Origin of the sequence: Pseudomonas sp. TSRC2-2 (assembly GCF_049897785.1) — a bacterium.
In the GTDB taxonomy this organism is placed as follows: Bacteria; Pseudomonadota; Gammaproteobacteria; order Pseudomonadales; family Pseudomonadaceae; genus Aquipseudomonas.
The window spans coordinates 120,744-136,862 of sequence record NZ_JAFCWZ010000013.1; the positions used below are offsets into that span (position 1 = coordinate 120,744).

Annotated in this window: 17 protein-coding genes; 9 read left to right on the plus strand and 8 right to left on the minus strand. The window is 60.9% G+C overall.

The window, feature by feature from the left end; all coding sequences use genetic code 11:
• Positions 1 to 34: 34 nt before the first annotated feature.
• The 3 genes from ACP7D9_RS24580 to ACP7D9_RS24590 form a co-directional block, all read right to left on the minus strand.
• Positions 35 to 1,444: a hypothetical protein gene (locus ACP7D9_RS24580; protein WP_426159871.1), complete on the minus strand. Its 1,410-nt coding sequence runs from the start codon at positions 1,442 to 1,444 to the stop codon at positions 35 to 37.
• Between the two features lie 153 nt (positions 1,445 to 1,597).
• Positions 1,598 to 1,903: a chaperone modulator CbpM gene (locus tag ACP7D9_RS24585; RefSeq protein ID WP_101158348.1), complete on the minus strand. Its 306-nt coding sequence runs from the start codon at positions 1,901 to 1,903 to the stop codon at positions 1,598 to 1,600.
• A 23-nt stretch (positions 1,904 to 1,926) separates the two neighbouring features.
• Entirely contained in the window at positions 1,927 to 2,868 is a 942-nt protein-coding gene (locus tag ACP7D9_RS24590; RefSeq protein WP_426159872.1) for a DnaJ C-terminal domain-containing protein, read from the minus strand.
• Positions 2,869 to 3,160: 292 nt separating this feature from the next.
• Here ACP7D9_RS24590 and ACP7D9_RS24595 point away from each other — a divergent pair, with 292 nt between their 5' ends.
• Positions 3,161 to 4,435, plus strand: a complete 1,275-nt coding sequence (locus ACP7D9_RS24595; RefSeq protein ID WP_426159873.1) for an Hsp70 family protein — start codon at positions 3,161 to 3,163, stop codon at positions 4,433 to 4,435.
• Between the two features lie 134 nt (positions 4,436 to 4,569).
• Here ACP7D9_RS24595 and ACP7D9_RS24600 read toward each other — a convergent pair whose 3' ends face one another.
• The 3 genes from ACP7D9_RS24600 to ACP7D9_RS24610 all read right to left on the minus strand — a co-directional run bounded on the left by ACP7D9_RS24600 (position 4,570) and on the right by ACP7D9_RS24610 (position 6,916).
• Entirely contained in the window at positions 4,570 to 5,583 is a 1,014-nt protein-coding gene (locus tag ACP7D9_RS24600; protein ID WP_101158351.1) for an AI-2E family transporter, read from the minus strand.
• A 169-nt stretch (positions 5,584 to 5,752) separates the two neighbouring features.
• On the minus strand, positions 5,753 to 6,058 hold the full coding sequence (locus ACP7D9_RS24605) for a PsiF family protein (protein ID WP_039756973.1): 306 nt from the start codon (positions 6,056 to 6,058) through the stop codon (positions 5,753 to 5,755).
• A 63-nt stretch (positions 6,059 to 6,121) separates the two neighbouring features.
• Positions 6,122 to 6,916, minus strand: coding sequence for an AraC family transcriptional regulator (locus ACP7D9_RS24610; protein WP_426159874.1), 795 nt, complete (start codon positions 6,914 to 6,916; stop codon positions 6,122 to 6,124).
• Positions 6,917 to 7,012: 96 nt separating this feature from the next.
• On the opposite strand from ACP7D9_RS24610, the gene ACP7D9_RS24615 reads away from it, so the two are divergent.
• Positions 7,013 to 7,900, plus strand: coding sequence for a DMT family transporter (locus tag ACP7D9_RS24615; RefSeq protein ID WP_426159875.1), 888 nt, complete (start codon positions 7,013 to 7,015; stop codon positions 7,898 to 7,900).
• Between the two features lie 18 nt (positions 7,901 to 7,918).
• Here the strand turns inward: ACP7D9_RS24615 and ACP7D9_RS24620 are convergent, their stop codons facing one another.
• Entirely contained in the window at positions 7,919 to 8,797 is an 879-nt protein-coding gene (locus ACP7D9_RS24620) for an esterase/lipase family protein (protein ID WP_426159876.1), read from the minus strand.
• Positions 8,798 to 9,024: 227 nt separating this feature from the next.
• On the opposite strand from ACP7D9_RS24620, the gene ACP7D9_RS24625 reads away from it, so the two are divergent.
• A complete protein-coding gene (locus ACP7D9_RS24625) occupies positions 9,025 to 9,555 on the plus strand; it encodes a ferritin-like domain-containing protein (protein ID WP_039756965.1) in 531 nt (176 codons plus the stop codon).
• 100 nt (positions 9,556 to 9,655) lie between these two features.
• On the opposite strand, the gene ACP7D9_RS24630 is transcribed toward ACP7D9_RS24625, so the two are convergent.
• The gene (locus ACP7D9_RS24630) at positions 9,656 to 11,731 is read right to left on the minus strand and encodes an AsmA family protein (protein WP_426159877.1); all 2,076 of its coding nucleotides are present in this window, start codon (positions 11,729 to 11,731) and stop codon (positions 9,656 to 9,658) included.
• Positions 11,732 to 12,114: 383 nt separating this feature from the next.
• Between ACP7D9_RS24630 and ACP7D9_RS24635 the strand changes: the two genes are divergently transcribed.
• The 6 genes from ACP7D9_RS24635 to ACP7D9_RS24660 all read left to right on the plus strand — a co-directional run bounded on the left by ACP7D9_RS24635 (position 12,115) and on the right by ACP7D9_RS24660 (position 15,998).
• Positions 12,115 to 12,498 (plus strand): hypothetical protein, encoded by a 384-nt coding sequence (locus tag ACP7D9_RS24635; protein ID WP_041480705.1) that lies wholly within the window; start codon positions 12,115 to 12,117, stop codon positions 12,496 to 12,498.
• Positions 12,499 to 12,651: 153 nt separating this feature from the next.
• Complete coding sequence (locus ACP7D9_RS24640; RefSeq protein ID WP_101158356.1) at positions 12,652 to 13,284, plus strand: TetR family transcriptional regulator; 633 nt, start codon at positions 12,652 to 12,654, stop codon at positions 13,282 to 13,284.
• A gap of 303 nt (positions 13,285 to 13,587) precedes the next feature.
• On the plus strand, positions 13,588 to 14,088 hold the full coding sequence (gene ureE, locus ACP7D9_RS24645) for an urease accessory protein UreE (RefSeq protein WP_101157682.1): 501 nt from the start codon (positions 13,588 to 13,590) through the stop codon (positions 14,086 to 14,088).
• Entirely contained in the window at positions 14,085 to 14,759 is a 675-nt protein-coding gene (locus ACP7D9_RS24650) for an urease accessory protein UreF (protein ID WP_426159878.1), read from the plus strand. Before ureE ends, ACP7D9_RS24650 begins: the two co-directional genes overlap by 4 nt.
• Positions 14,760 to 14,783: 24 nt before the next feature.
• Entirely contained in the window at positions 14,784 to 15,398 is a 615-nt protein-coding gene (gene ureG, locus ACP7D9_RS24655; RefSeq protein ID WP_101157686.1) for an urease accessory protein UreG, read from the plus strand.
• Between the two features lie 27 nt (positions 15,399 to 15,425).
• Positions 15,426 to 15,998, plus strand: a complete 573-nt coding sequence (locus tag ACP7D9_RS24660) for a HupE/UreJ family protein (RefSeq protein WP_041480708.1) — start codon at positions 15,426 to 15,428, stop codon at positions 15,996 to 15,998.
• Positions 15,999 to 16,119 lie beyond the last annotated feature (121 nt).

Genomic DNA, 16,119 nt, shown 5'->3' on the forward strand with positions numbered 1-16,119 from the left:
GACGCTCAGGCCCGTCTCCGGCAGCGCTGCCTGATCAATCAGGAAACGCCCACGACATCTGCTGCTCGTTGTAGTTGTAATCCAGCCGCAGCTCGGTGCCTGCCGGGATATCCTGCGACGCGAACACCGTATTGAGGATAAAGTCGCGGGTCACCTGTTTATCGCCCACCCATTGCTGCGCCTCGATATCGAAAGGCACCGCCACAACGTTGTAGCCATCCGGCGCCTGACGAATCGGCTTGCCCGCTTCGTTATATTCGAAATTGGAGTTGATCCTGGAAATGATGTTGTCGCCCAGTATAGCCAGCGGGTCGGGCAGCATCTGGCCCGGACCATATTGCAGGCGCATCCCGGCGAGCATGCTGAACGTTTGTTCATAAGGCCGAACAAACCTTGCAGGCGTGATGACACCACCGTAAACGCCGATTGCCTCGCCCTTGGCAATTCGCCGGTTGGCTACCACCATCGACTGGCCGATCAACGCCTTTTCACCCGGGACTTTTACATCGGCCTCGGTGAATACCCGCCATTGCAGTTTCTGCTCATAGAGCAGCGCGACATCTTCGTGACCTTCGAACTTGATGTAGGGCTTGATCTGTTCAGACGTGAAAAGCTCACCATCTGCCAGACGCACCCTGGTTTCCAGCTTGCGAATGCGGATGGGTCTGCCGGCAACGTCACGTAACGGATATTTGCCGTTGTTGGCGCGGTTGTAAGTGCCCAGTTGGTTACCGAGAAACGAATAACGCGTTTCGCTGCGCATGAGGCTCAGCTCTGGCGCAGTGTACGGTTTGATCGGCATCGATTCGGAGGCCAGATAGAACTGCTCCGACGCGCCATCGTCATTGCGCGGCAGCTCCTCCAGGGCCATTTCGTATTCATCGTCACTGCGTCGTGGTGAGCGGCGACTCTTGCGTGGCATGACCGTATGAGGCGCGGAAACCGCAAAATCCTCCAGCCGATACCAATGATTGCTCACCGGATCATGCGCCAGCACTGGCCCCGAAGGTTGCATTTCGCTTGCCAGCCGGGCCCGATGCAACCCGGTTTGCGCATCGACGGCAAGCAACACCGTGCCGCCACCCTGAACATCGGCATAGTGTCGGCCCTTGAACGTACGAATGCCGTGCGCATCGGCATCAGGCAAGACGACCGACGGATGAATCAGGTACTGCTGCAGGGCGGGGACGTCGGCGCTGGCGGCTTGGGCGGAAGCGGACGTCGATGCATGCACTTGCACCCTTGGGGTCGCAGCCGTGTGCGAAGAGTCGACCGTGCTGCCGGCCGAATCAGGCGCATCGCCCGCAATCCTGCGGCTGACGGGGTCGGGCGTGAAGCGCGGGGTTTCCGGTCCGGGAGGGATCGAATCAACAGGCGTACGTGAGTGCTGAGGCCCATCGACACGGGGCGTGCCTGGCGTTGGTGGTTTGGGTTTGACTGGCATGTGTACATTTCCTTGTAAGAACTGCGCAGCGCCACGGTGAGAGTGGCGCTACGTCAATCGGCGTCCATTGCCGATCCTCAGCGCAAACTAGCAGACCGCTCAGCCGGTTCAAACCAGAGAAACATGTGCAAACAATAACCGTGAATGGCGACGCTACTCGACCAGCAACCGCCCCAGACGCTGGCGCAACATACGGTTTTCCGCGCGCAGCTCATGGACTTCTTCGAGCAGATCCAGCGCCAGGGCGACGCCTTCCCATTCCAGCTCCAGCTCGCGCCGCAGCTTGGCGGCGCGTTTGGCCAGGGCGAGTTCATAATCCGTGAAGCGCCAATCGCGCGGCTGCCCGCCCTGAGGTTCGAGGATGCCGTGCTCGACGATCTCGATCACGTAGACGTCCGGCAAATCGGCCGCCTCACAGAATTCTGCCAGGTCCAGTTGAACGATCAGGGGGCTGCTCATGTCGGGCTACTCCTTCGTCGGGTTCAGAAGTTCTCTCGCGGGTTGAACGCGGCTTTTTTCGCCAGTTCCTGCCACAACGCTTTGACCTCATCGTCGGACGCTTTCGGCATCACGGCCTTGAGCTGCACGAACAGATAACCGCGCTCACCGGCCTTGTTCAGCAGGCCATGGCCCTTGGCGCGCATGCGCTGGCCGTTCTGGCTGCCGGCCGGCACCTTGAGGTTGATCTTGCCGGTCAGGGTCGGCACGGCCACTTCAGCGCCCAGCGCCAGTTCCCAGGGTGCCAGTGGCAAGGTGATGATCAGGTTTTCGCCTTCAACATCGAATTTCGGGTGCGGCGCAAAACGAATGGTCAGGTACAGATCGCCATTCGCTCCGCCGCCGATACCCGGTGCGCCCTGGCCCTTGAGGCGAATCCGCTCGCCATCGGTCACCCCGGCCGGAATTTTCACGTTCAGGCTCTTGCTGGTGTTGCTCACGTGCTGGCCGTGCGCGTTGTATTGCGGCACCTGGAAGGTGACTTTCTTCGATTCGTTCGACAGGGTTTCTTCGAGGAAGACCGGCAGTTCCATTTCCACGTCTTGCCCTCGGCGTCCGCGTGATTGGCGGCTCTCGGCGCCACCGAAACCGGGGCCGCGATTGCCGAAGATCGAACTGAAGAAGTCCGAGAAGTCGCCCGTGTCGGCACCGCCGCCGAAACCGCCACGGCTTTGCCAGCCCGGTGGGCCCTGGAACGGCTGACCGTGCTGGCCGTAACGGCGCAGTTCGTCGTATTCGGCGCGCTTGTCGGCACTTTTCAGTGCTTCATAGGCTTCCGAGGCGTCCTTGAACTTGGCCTCGGCGTCTTTTTCCTTGCTGACATCGGGGTGGTATTTGCGCGCCAGCTTGCGATAGGCCGCCTTGATGGTCTTGTCGTCGGCTGTCGGCTCCACGCCGAGTATCTTGTAATAGTCTTTGAAGTCCATTGAAGGATCACCATCCGTTATCGATTTCGCGCCGAGACCAGCGTGCGCCCGATTGGCGCGTGCCGGGTTGACCGATCTCAAGGTTGTGACCGGGTGGCGCCGCAGAAGTTTATCGGCAGTGGACGGCGGTTCTGTTGAACGCCGATGTATCTGCCGGCCCATGCCAGCAAGTTTGGGGCGAACCGCGAGGTTTCAAGGTAACCGGGACGCGAAATAGCAGATGACCGGCCTTCGAATCTGCCGCGCACTGACATACACTGCGCGGCCGTTTTTTTGACCGGAACCGAAAGACATGAAAGACGCCTCTCCAGCCCGTGCCTGCGGCATCGACTTCGGCACGTCCAACTCCACCGTCGGCTGGCTGCGCCCCGGCATGGACACCATGATTGCGCTGGAAGACGACAAGATCACCCTGCCGTCGGTGGTCTTCTTCAACATCGAGGAACGTCGCCCGGTCTACGGACGTCTGGCGCTGCACGAGTATCTGGAAGGCTACGAAGGCCGACTGATGCGCTCGCTCAAGAGTTTGCTCGGTTCCAAGCTGATCAAGCACGACACCAGCGTCCTCGGCACGGCGATGCCGTTCAAGGACCTGCTCGGGCTGTTCATCGGCCAGCTCAAGAGCCGCGCCGAAGCCGCCGCCGGTCGGGAATTCGAGCACGTGGTGCTGGGTCGCCCGGTGTTTTTCGTCGATGACGATCCGCTCGCCGACCAGGAGGCCGAAGACACACTCGTGGAAGTGGCGCACAAAATCGGTTTCAAGGACGTGTCGTTCCAGTATGAGCCGATCGCGGCGGCCTTCGACTACGAGTCGACCATCGAGAAAGAAGAGCTGGTGCTGATCGTCGACATCGGCGGTGGTACCTCCGACTTCTCGCTGGTGCGTCTGTCGCCCGAGCGGCGCGGTGTCGATAACCGTCACGACGATATTCTGGCCACTGGCGGCGTGCACATCGGCGGGACCGACTTCGACAAACAGCTCAGCCTGCAAGGCCTGATGCCCCTGTTCGGCTACGGCAGCCGGATGAAGAGCGGCGCCTACATGCCGACCAGCCACCACATGAACCTGGCAACCTGGCACACGATCAACTCGGTGTACTCGCAGAAGTCCACCCTGGCGCTGGGCAGCATGCGCTATGACATCGAAGACACCGGCGGCATCGACCGGCTGTTCAAGCTGATCGAACAGCGCGCAGGGCACTGGCTGGCGATGGAAGTGGAAGAAACCAAGATCCAGCTGACCCACGCCGACAGCCGCCACGTGCCGCTGGACCGCATCGAAGCCGGGCTGAGCGTCGAGCTGAGCCGCGCGTTGTTCGAATCGGCGATCGAAGCACTGCTGGAGCGCGTGCGCGGCAGCGTTACACAGTTGTTGACTGATGCTGGGGTGGCGGTCGATCAGGTCGACACGGTGTTTTTCACGGGTGGTTCCAGCGGCATCCCGGCCCTGCGCAACAGCGTCTCGGCGATGCTGCCGAACGCGCGGCATGTCGAGGGGAATATATTTGGCAGCATCGGCAGCGGCCTGGCGATTGAAGCCATGAAGCGCTATGGCGCCATGAACTGATCCAAATCAGCAGCGCGCCCTTCGCGAGCAAGCCCGCTCTTGCATTCGATCGCATTCCTTGAGTTGAAATGCAATCCGGTGTGGGAGCGGGCTCGCTCGCGAACGCGCCCGATCAGGCAACACAGACCCATCGGTTAGACCATCCCGCCCAGCTTCAACTCACTCTTCAGATAAGCGTAATAAATCGGCCCCGCCACCACCCCCGGCAGGCCGAACGCGGCTTCGAACACCAGCATCGCCAAGAGCAACTCCCACGACTTGGCACTGATCTGCCCACCAACGATGCGCGCGTTGAGAAAGTATTCGAGCTTGTGGATAACGATCAGGTAGCCCAGCGCGGCGATCGCCACCCAGATCGACAGCGACAGGCCGACGATGGTGATCAGCGTGTTCGACATCAGGTTGCCGATCACTGGCAGCAGGCCGAGCAGGAAGGTCAGCACGATCAGGGTTTTGGTCAGCGGCAGCTTGATGCCGAACATCGGCAGGATCACCGCGAGGAAGATTCCGGTGAACACGGTGTTGAGCAGGGAAATCTTGATCTGCGCGAAAACGATATTGCGAAACGCCTGCACCAGCAGATGCAAACGGTCGAACAAAGCGGCGGCCAGCGGCTTGCGCTTGGTCACGTCAGGGATGCGCTGCAGGGCGATGATCGCGCCCAGGACCATGCCGATCAGCAGGGTGACGAACATGTGCGCAGCGTCCTTGCCGACCAGTTGCAGGTCGGCCAGGTGTTTGCTCGCCCACTCACCGATCGCCACGCGAAATTCAGCGGCACTGGCCGGCAGATAGGCGTCGATGAACGGCGGCAACTGCCCTCGCGCGCGATCGACTACGCCCATGAATTTGTCGAGGGAGGCGCCGGGGTTTTCTGCTTCGTGCAACAGGAAACTGATGGCTCCGGCGAAAATCAGCGCCAGCACGCTCACGACCAGCGTGCCGAGCAGCGCCACCGCCAACCAGCGCGCACGCCGTCCTTCGATCAGCCGTTGCAGTTGCGGGGTAAGCATGTTGACCAGCTCGAACACCAGCAACCCGGCCAGCAGGCTCGGCAACAGGCGTAGCGGCAGCACCAGCAGCAAACCGCCAAAAATGATGATGCAACTGACCCAGAACACAACATGACGCTGAGAAAACGTTGGCATACAGCCTCAAAACGAACGGCGTGAAAGGATGGGCAGTCTGCCAGCGATCCGGTGCCGAAGCGAGCGCAGACCCTGGGTCGTCGTCGCGCCGCAAAGATCGCAGCCTGCGGCAGCGCCTACAGAATCACAATCTGATGGAGGAGCTGCCGAAGGCTGCGATCTTTTGATCTTATTTCTTCTTCAGGCAATCGCTCATGAATGCCTTGCGCGCATCGCCGGTCAGCGCTTTGGTTTTCGCATCGGCATTGCAGGTGGTCATCTTCTGCTGTTGCGGCGTCAGCACCTTGCCATCGTTGGCCGCAGGCGCCGCTTTCAGGCAGGTGCTCATGAAAGCCTTGCGCTCGTCGCCCTTCAGACTTTTGGCAGTCGCATCGGCATTGCAAGTGGTCATCTTGTTCTGTTGCGCCGTGGCGGCGAAACCCTGGGAACACAGGAGCAGCCCGATCATCAACAACGGCACACGCAACATCTTCATGGAGTTTTCTCCTTGTTGCCGCACCGATGGATGCGGCCTCTGTCGCAGTGTAGTCAAAGCTTGTTACACCTTCCTGCCCTGAAGGTGGCTGCGCCGGTATTGCTCCGGCGTGCATCCGGCTTGACGGGCAAACATGGCGATGAACGCCGAGCCGCTGCTGTAGCCGAGGTCGAAAGCGATTTCCTGCACCGAGCGCGACGTCTCCAGCGCTTCGATCGCCGCCAGATAACGCAAGCGCTGGCGCCATTCACCAAAGCTCATGCCCAGCTCACGAACGAACTGGCGCGCCAACGTCCGCTCGCTGACATGCACTTGAGCGGCCCAATGCGCCAAGGATTGGTTGTTGCCGGGCTCGGCCTGCAAGGCTTCAAGAATCGTCAGCAGGCCGGGACTGCTTGCATACGGCAGATAACATTCCTGCACCGGCGCCTGTTGCAGTTGATCGACCAGTATCTGAGCCAGACGCCGATCGGCCTCGTGCTCGGGAATCTTTACATCGCGGGCGGCGAAGTCCTTGAGAATCGCTTTGAGAATGTCGCTGATCGCCAGTGTGCAGGCGCGCGTCGGCAGCCGCGTGCAGACGTCGGAATCAAGGCATACCGCGCGGTAGTTGACCGGCTGATGGCTGTAGAAACTGTGCTCGACCTCGGGTGGCACCCACACCGCGTATTGCGGCGGCGACATGAAGCGGCTGCCCTCGACATCCATGTGCAGCACGCCATGGGCCGCATATTCGAGCGTGCCCCACGGGTGTCGGTGCGGCGCGGCAAATTCGTGGGCAGTGAAATCGGCGTAGCGGAAGTACACCGCCGAGGGCAGTTGGCTGAAATCGAGCAGATCGATGTGTTTGCTGTTCATGCTGTCCGAATGCAGAGGCGGGTTGTCCGTTTTGCAGTATAGGCCTGCATCCAGACAAGGGATAATCGCGCTTCATCAACGTACTGGTTTTGTCTCATGCAATACGCGTTTCCCCTGCTGGCGATTTTCATCTGGGCCGGCAACACCGTGATCAACAAACTGGCGGTCGGAGCGATTTTTCCGGCCGAGATCGGCTTCTATCGCTGGCTGCTCGCCGGCGTGCTGTTCACTCCATTCATGCTCAGGAAAGTCATCGCGCACTGGCCGCAGATTCGGCCAAATCTTCGGCGGATTTTCATTCTCGGTGTGCTCGGCATGGCGGTGTATCAGAGCCTCGCCTATTTCGCTGCAACACTGACCACCGCGACCAACATGGGCATCATCCTGTCGTTGATGCCATTGATGTCGCTGGCGATGGCGATCATCAGCCTCGGCCAGCGCCTGACCGCTGGTGCCTTGGTCGGCGCAGTACTGTCGTTTGCCGGCGTGCTGGTGGTGGTGTCGTCCGGCAGCCTCGGTGCGCTGCTGCAACATGGGGTCAATCTGGGCGATGCGATGATGCTGATCGCGACGCTGGCCTACGCGGTCTACAGCACGCTGTTGAAAAAGTGGCAGCTGCGTTTGCCGCCGCTGGTGTTGCTGTATTTGCAGGTGCTGGTGGCGATTGTGGTGTTGTTTCCGCTGTTTGCGGTTTCGCCGAAGACCGGGCTGAACCTGCATAACGTGCCGCTGGTGCTGTACGCGTGCCTACTGGCTTCAATGGTCGCACCGCTGGCGTGGATGCAAGCAGTGCAGCGGCTGGGACCGAGTCGGACGACGTTGTTTTTCAACCTGCTGCCACTGATTACCGCGTTGATTGCGGCAGTGGTGTTGAAGGAGCGGTTGGCGATGTATCACCTGGTGGGCGGGTTGTTGACCTTGGGTGGGGTAGTTTTGTCGGAGCGCTGGACCACGGTGCTGGGCCGCCGGATCAGCGTCGCCTGATTGAAAAAGATCGTGCTTTCATACACCAGCTGCCGCCAGCCGCGCCGCATGCTCGACAAACAACCGCACCGGATCCGCGCCCTTGCCCACCAGCCCCAGCGACTGATTGACGATGTCGAAATGATCCAGCGGATAGTCATCACCGATCACCGTGCCCAGATGCGAGCTATAACGGCCGACCATGCCATCGCACTGCCCTCGCTCGCGGACGAAGGTTCTGGCGAACAACCGACAACTGCGATTCGTCCCGTCGACAAGATTACCGCCCCGATCGGTCTTGCCCGGTTGCAGCGTCCCCGACCAGGAGTAGTAACGCACACCGTTGACCTCTTCCGGCCCCTGCCCACCCCAGGTTTGCGGCAGCCCCTGCGGATAACGCTGATTGAACAAGGCGGCGCCCGCCGTGGTCAGCGATTGGTGGGAGGCGTGGATATCCACCGGCAGTTTCGGCCCGCGATACCCGGTGTCGAGCAATGCCATGAGCCAGCCGATCAGGCGCAGCGACGCTTCGAGCAAGCGACCCTTGGCGCTGTTGGCGGGATAGTGCTTTTCCAGATAATCGGCCAGTTCAGAGCCATGATTCGGCCCGGCCACCGAGGTCACCGAGGCGACCAGATCCGGACGCTTCGCCGCCGCATACCGTGCGGTCAGCGCGCCCTGGCTATGACCGAGCAGGTTGACTTTTTGCGCCCCGGTCTCGCGCAGGACTTCCTCGATCCGCGCCAGCAACTGCTCACCGCGCACCTCGGTGGAGTTGAGCGGCGAGACCTGCACCGCAATCACCGTCGCACCACCACGGCGCAAGGCCTTGATGATGCCGAACCAATACGGGTAAAGCACCAGCCGGACAAAGCCGAGCATGCCTGGCACCAGCACCAGTGGATAACGTGTCGACATGGGTTACATCCTTGTGCGCGGTGAGTGAACACTTGATCTGCAAGACGCCCGCCAAGCATCCACCATGACGGTGACAACTCAACAATCAGCCTGCTTCAAGTATCGCTCCCGGCCACGGTGGCGCGGCAAATCGCATAAAACTTTCGCTTCGCTCAAGACTCACACCCTGGGTAGCGACCGCGTCTTCAGAACGTGGCGCTTATCGGATTAGCCTCCAGGAGAATGAAATGAGTGACCTGCATTTGTCTGATGTTCAAACCCTGCGTGAACGTGCGCGGCAACACGTGGAAAACGGCGCGGTCACCGAGGGCTACAACGCGAACCGTGAAGAAATACTGCGCTTGCTCAACGAGTCGCTGGCCACCGAGCTGGTGTGCACCTTGCGCTACAAGCGCCACTACTTCATGGCCAACGGCCTGAAAGCCAATGTCGCCGCCGATGAATTCCTCGAACACGCCAATCAGGAAGCCGAGCATGCTGATCGCCTCGCCGAACGCATCGTGCAACTGGGCGGCGAGCCGGAGTTCAATCCCGACCTGCTGAGCAAGCTGTCCCACGCGCAGTACGTGGCCGGCAATTCGCTCAAGGAAATGGTGTACGAAGACCTGGTGGCCGAGCGCATCGCCATCGACAGCTACCGCGAAATCATCCAGTACATCGGTGACAAGGACCCGACCACCCGCCGCATCTTCGAAGACATCCTCGCCCAGGAAGAAGAGCACGCCGACGATATGGCGGACATCCTCAACGACCTGTAACCCTTAAAAGCAAAAGATCGCAGCCTTCGGCAGCTCCCACAGTTGGAATGCATTCCCCTGTAGGAGCTGCCGAAGGCTGCGATCTTTGGCTCTGCCCTGCTTACTTGCTGGGTTTGACGGTCACCGGTGCCTTGCCTTGCTTCATCTGCTCAAGCAACGGGGCACACTGATTCGGCTCGCCACCGCTAGGCGCGACCAGCGCCAGCAGTCCCGCCGCCGGTGCGGCAATCACGCCCAATGCAACCATCCCCGCGCCGCGCAGCATCAGCGGCACCGCTTTGACACCGGCATCCGGCTTGATGAACTTGCCGCGCACATACAGCGGCGAGCGCAGGGAGATCAAACGCCAGCCCTTGGATTCTGGAGTGACGGTCAAATCGAGTTGCTCGGTGGCCATGTTCGCCGTGCCATCGATGTAGATGATCGCGTTCTCGGTATCGAAGACAAACAGCCGCGTGGTGGCCAGACCGGTCTTGATGTCGAAGTCCGCCGCCGCGCAGTTGATCTTCACTTCCTTGTCGCCAAAGATCTTGCCGACCACGTAGTTACCGACATTGAGCCCGGCCAGTTCCATCAGCTCACGGCTGATCGCACCGTCGTTGATCAACATCTTCAGATTACCGTTGGCGCCGCCGAGCAGCTTCGCCACGGAGTTGCCCCGCCCGCTGATATCGGCATCACCGTTGAGCTCACCGAAACTGGTTTTCATCGGCTCGAAGGTCGGGAACAGCTCTTTGAGTTTGAATTTGCGTGCGGTCAAGCGCGCCCGGCCTTCCAGCGGCTCGGTGCGGCCATTGAGGCGGATCTGCGCATCCAGCGTGCCGCCAGCGACGCCAAAGCGCAGCGGCTCGAGGCTGAGCTCGCCGTCGTTGAGTTTCAGGTGGGTATAGAGGTCGTTGAACGGCAGCTTCTCGCTGTGGACGATGCGCTTGCCGGTGAACTCGACATCCGCGTCCATGGCCCGCCAGCGATCGGTTTTGAACTCTTCGACCGGCAGGACCTTGTCCGTTGGCTGCTTGCTCGCGCCGCCACGAGCCTTTTGCTCGGTGTTGGAATCAGCCCCGATCAACGGTGCAAGGTCGGCGAACAGCAGTTGATTGGAGAGCAACGCACCCGTGAGTTTCGGCCGTGGCTGGCTGGCCACGTAGGTCAGGTCGCCGTGGATGTCGCTGTCGCCGATCTTGCCGTTGAATTTTTCATAAGTGAATTTCGCCCCGGCCTCGTCATGCAGCTTGGCGATCAGGTGGCCGTCAGTGGAATACGGCGGTGTGTCCGGCAGGGTCACGCCGGTCAGCGGGTAAAGATTGCCGAGACTGTCGCCGGCAAGCTTCAAGCGCAGATCGAGAGCGCCGAGATTCAGCGGGTCAGTCAGGGTGCCGGCCAGTTCGATACGGGTGTCGCCGATCTTCGCCTGGGCCTGCAACGGGAACGGCTTGCTCGCGTCCTGCAATGCGAGCAACCCGCCGATCTTGCCCTGCCCGGTGAGGTTCTGCGCGTGGTACTGGCCTTTGACCTTAAGTGCAAAGGCGTAATCCTGTGGGGCGCCGCCCTTGTCCTGGGCAGTTTTCGCCGCTTTGTCGCCGACGATTTCGCTGAATGGAATCGGCTTGCCGAGCGGGTCGATCAGCACGTCGAGATTGGTTTTCAGGGTCTGATCGTCGAGGGTCACATGGCCCTTGTCGAAACCGATGGCGCCGATGTCGACCACCCAGTTCGACGGTTCGGCGTTCGGGTCTTTGGGATCGAACTTGAACGTCCAGTTGGCGCGGCCATCGGCCAGACGTTGCAGCTCAGCGTTCGGCTCGGTCAGGTCGATGCGCGGAATCACTACGCGCTGCGCCAGCAGGGCCAGTGGCGAAATGCGCAGCTCGACGCGCTTGAGCGTGACCATTTGCGGTTGTTTCGACCAGTCCGGGTTGCCCAGGCTCAAGTCCTCGGCGACCACGTGCGGCCACGGCACCCAGGCGCGCCAGCCGCCTTCTTCCGGCTCGCGCCGCCAGATCACCGCGAGGTTGCCATTGATGGCAAACACCCGATGCAGCTCTTCCGAGACTTTGGCATTGATGGTCGGTTTGATCCGGTTCCAGTCAAAAAACACGATGATCAGAATCAAGGCTGCCAGCAGCAGCGCAAGGATGGCGAAGGTCCAGCTGAAGATTTTTCCAGTGCGCGTCATGCACAAAGCTCCTGATCACGACCGCACGCCGATTACCCGACGCACAGCTGAAACGGCAGACCGAAGCGGCCCCTGTGCAGTCTGTGACTGGCGAAAGGCCCGCAGGTTTAATCGAAAGGCAGTTTAAGCCATAAAAAGCCCGGCAAACCTGACCGGCCGGTCGAGCAGTGTTACCGCGACCCGCACTTTTGCGAGGCGCGAGTGAGTCGAAAATACCCACGACGGTGCAAAACCGTCGCCCGCAAAGGCGCGGGCTAGAGCCTTCGCACGGAACAATCAATTCTGTTGATTATTACCATTGCGTTTATGAACTTTTATATCGACTTATCGAGAGTAGCATTGCCTTCGCACCCACTTTATCGCCCTCCCAAGGAGCCACCATCATGAAACGTCAATTACTGCTCAGCCTTACCCTGTCGATGCTAGCCAGCACTGCTTTCGCTCTGCCCGCTGCCGATCAGGCGACTCCACAAGTCAAAGACAGCCACTCGGTGTTCAGCCAGACGCTCGCTGAAGACGGCTACGACAAAACTCCACAAGGCCAGACCCTGGCTGAAGACGGCTACGACAAAACTCCACAAGGCCAGACCCTGGCTGAAGATGGCTATGACAAAACCCCACAAGGCCAGACCCTGGCTGAAAACGGCCGCAACCGTCTCGAAGAAAAAGGCCTGGTAGAAGACGGCTACGACAAGACCCCACAAGGTCAAGCCCTCGCCGAAGGTGGCGGTGACCGTGTCATCGAACGCAACAGCGCTGTGAGCTGAGCCCATGACGGCCCGGCAAAAAAGCCCAATCGGCGGATTGGGCTTTTGACTTTTCAACTTCTGTAAACCCTCCCTGCACGACTCCCCGTTCGACGCCGACAAAGCCGATTTGCTAGAGTGCGGCGCTTGTCCTGCCGAAGAACACACCTTGCGATGCTGCCCCGCGCCGAACAGAAACAACAGACCCGCAATGCCCTGATGGACGCTGCCCGCCACCTGATGGAAAGCGGCCGAGGATTCGGCAGCCTGAGCCTGCGCGAAGTGAGCAAGACCGCCGGCATCGTGCCCACCGGTTTCTACCGTCACTTCGCCGATATGGACGCGTTGGGGCTGGTGCTGGTCAGCGAAGTCGGCCAGACCTTCCGCGAGACCATTCGCCTGGTGCGTCACAACGAATTCGTCATGGGCGGCATCATCGACGCTTCGGTGCGCATCTTCCTTGATGTGGTCAACGCCAACCGCTCGCAATTTTTGTTTCTCGCCCGCGAACAGTACGGCGGCTCACTGCCGGTACGTCAGGCGATCGGGCGCCTGCGCGAAAACATCAGCGCCGACCTCGCTGCAGACCTGGCGCTGATGCCCAAGCTGCAACATCTGGACATCGCCGGTCTGAGCGTGATGGCCGACCTGATCGTCAAATCAGTATTCGCCACCCTGCCAGACATCATCGACCCGCCGGCCGAAGCCCTGCCAGAGCATCTGACCCCGCAAGCGAAGATCACCCAGCAATTGCGCTTCATCTTCATCGGCCTCAAGCATTGGCAGGGCCTGGGCAGTACCGAGTAGTCCCTTCTCCACCATTGACACCCAAGCCTCCAACTGTGGGGCGGGCTTGCTCGCGAAGGCGTCATGCCAGTCACCTTGATTAATCAACTGACCCACTGCCTTCGCGAGCGAGCCCGCTCCCACAAGGGTCATGCGTCGCAGCCTCGCTTTGGTGCATGACAAATCCTTCATGCACCAAAACCTTCCAGAATCCCCGCACCTGTTGAAAGATCAGCCACGCGCCGTCAGCCATTTCCTACAGATGGGCCGGTTGGCGCGACGCTTGCTCTAGCCCATTCAACGTTCATTGCTGGAAGCTTTCCGATGCTGGTGATTCATCGCAGAATCGACCCTCAACCCGTCTGGGCCGCCGAGTTGCACCTGACCTTCGAAGCGCGCAGCAAAAGCCGTTTGCGCTGTTTCAGTGCCGAAGGCGAAGACGTCGGGTTGTTTTTGGAGCGCGGCCAGCCACCGCTGTATGACGGCGAATGTTTGCAGGCCGAAGACGGCCGTGTCGTGCGCGTCTACGCCCGTCCCGAACAACTGCTGCATGTCACGTGCGCCAATGCGTTCGAACTGACGCGCGCGGCTTATCACCTCGGCAACCGCCATGTCGCCCTGCAAGTTGGCGATGGCTGGCTGCGCCTGCTCGACGATTACGTACTCAAGGCCATGCTCGAACAGCTCGGCGCCCAGGTCGAGGCTATCGAAGCGCCGTTCCAGCCGGAACACGGCGCATATGGGGGCGGCCACCATCATTCCCGCCACGGCGACGAAGACTTCAACTACGCGCCAAAACTTCACCAGTTCGGCGTGCGCCTGTGAATCCGGCCTGGGCGCTGCTGCGTCTGGCCAGTCCGCAATTGCCGATTGGTGGCTACAGCTATTCCCAGGGTCTGGAAATGGCGGTGGATAACGGCCGGGTCCACACCCCTGACGCCGCCCGCCGCTGGATCAGCGATCAACTGCTGCTCAATCTCGCCCGCTTCGAAGCGCCGCTGTTGTTGGCGCATTGCCAAGCCGCAGCAGATGAAAACTGGGCCGAACTAGGGCAGCTCTGCGAGAGCCATCGCGCCAGCCGCGAAACCCGCGAGCTGCATCTGGAGAGCCGGCAGATGGGTTACTCCTTGCAGCAGCTGCTGAACGGTCTGCCGGAACTCGATGCGCCCGCCCGCGACTTTCTTGACCAGACCGCAGAACCGCACCTGGCCTTGTGCTGGGCACTGGCAGCACGCGCCTGGGGCATCAGCCCACAGGACGCGCTTGCCGCGTGGCTGTGGAGCTGGCTGGAAAACCAGCTCGCCGTGTTGATGAAAACCCTGCCGTTGGGCCAGCAAGCGGCCCAGCGTCTGACCAGCGAACTGCTGCCGCTGCTGCAACAGGCGCAGCACGACGCAAGCCGAATCAATCCCGAACACATCGGCAGTGCCGCTTTTGGTCTGTCCCTGGCGTGCATGGCCCATGAACGCCAGTACAGCCGCCTCTTCCGCTCTTAGGCCTGTTTATTTTTGGAGACTGAAATGGATACACAACCTCTGCGCGTCGGCATCGGCGGCCCGGTCGGTTCCGGCAAGACCGCGTTGACCCTGGCCCTGTGCCTGGCCCTGCGCGAGCGCTACAACCTCGCCGTGGTCACCAACGATATCTACACCCGCGAAGACGCCGATTTCCTGGTGCGCAACGAAGCCCTCGCGCCGGAGCGCATCATCGGCGTGGAAACCGGCGGCTGCCCGCACACGGCGATCCGCGAAGACGCCTCGATCAACCTTGAAGCGGTCGATCAATTGAACCGGCGCTTTGCGGGCCTGGATCTGATTCTGGTCGAATCCGGTGGCGACAACCTCTCAGCGACCTTCAGCCCGGAGCTGTCCGACCTGACCATCTACGTGATCGACGTTTCCGCCGGCGACAAGCTGCCGCGCAAGGGCGGCCCGGGGATCTGCAAGTCCGACCTGCTGGTGATCAACAAGATCGACCTCGCACCGCTGGTGGGCGCCTCGCTGGAAATGATGGACAGCGACACCAAACGCATGCGCAACGGCAAGCCGTTCGTGTTCAGCAACCAGAAAACCGGTCAGGGCCTTGAGCAAATCATCGCCTTCATCGAACGTCAGGGCCTGCTGACCGCTGCCTGATTCACTTATCAACAAGGAAGCTTATCCATGACACTCAAACGCATTCTTGGCGCCGTGGCGCTGCTGCTGACACCGGCACTGGCCTTCGCTCACCCGGGGCATGGCGACAGCGGCCTCGTCGCGGGTATCAGCCACCCGATCGGCGGTCTCGACCATTTGCTGGCAATGCTCGCCGTCGGCTTGTGGGCGGCGCAGCAACAAGGCGCGGCGCGTTGGGCGCTGCCGTGCACGTTTGTCGGCACCATGCTGCTGGGCGGTTTGCTCGGTTTTGAAGGGCTTGAGTTGCCGGCGCTGGAAAGCGGGATTGCCGCTTCGGTATTGGCGCTGGGCCTGGCGGTAGCCCTGGCGGTGCGTCCGCCGCTGGTGATGGCGGTGGCAGCGACGGCACTGTTTGCGCTGTTCCACGGCGTGGCGCATGGCTTGGAACTGCCAGAGATGAGCAGTCCTTGGGCGTATGCGGCCGGGTTTGTCGCGGCGACAGCTGTTTTGCATGCGCTCGGTTATGGCGTGGTCCGCGTGTTGCCGCAGGCAGCGGCGCCATTGGTGCGACTGGCTGGGGCTGCATCGGCGGCGACTGGGGTGTGGTTGTTGGCGGGCTGATTGGTTATCGCCTGAACTGTCCCCTTCGCGAGCAAGCCCGCTCCCACACTGGATTTGTGGCGAGCACAAAACCTGCGGGAGCGGGCTTGCTCGCGAAAGCGGCCCATCAGACACCCGGCCT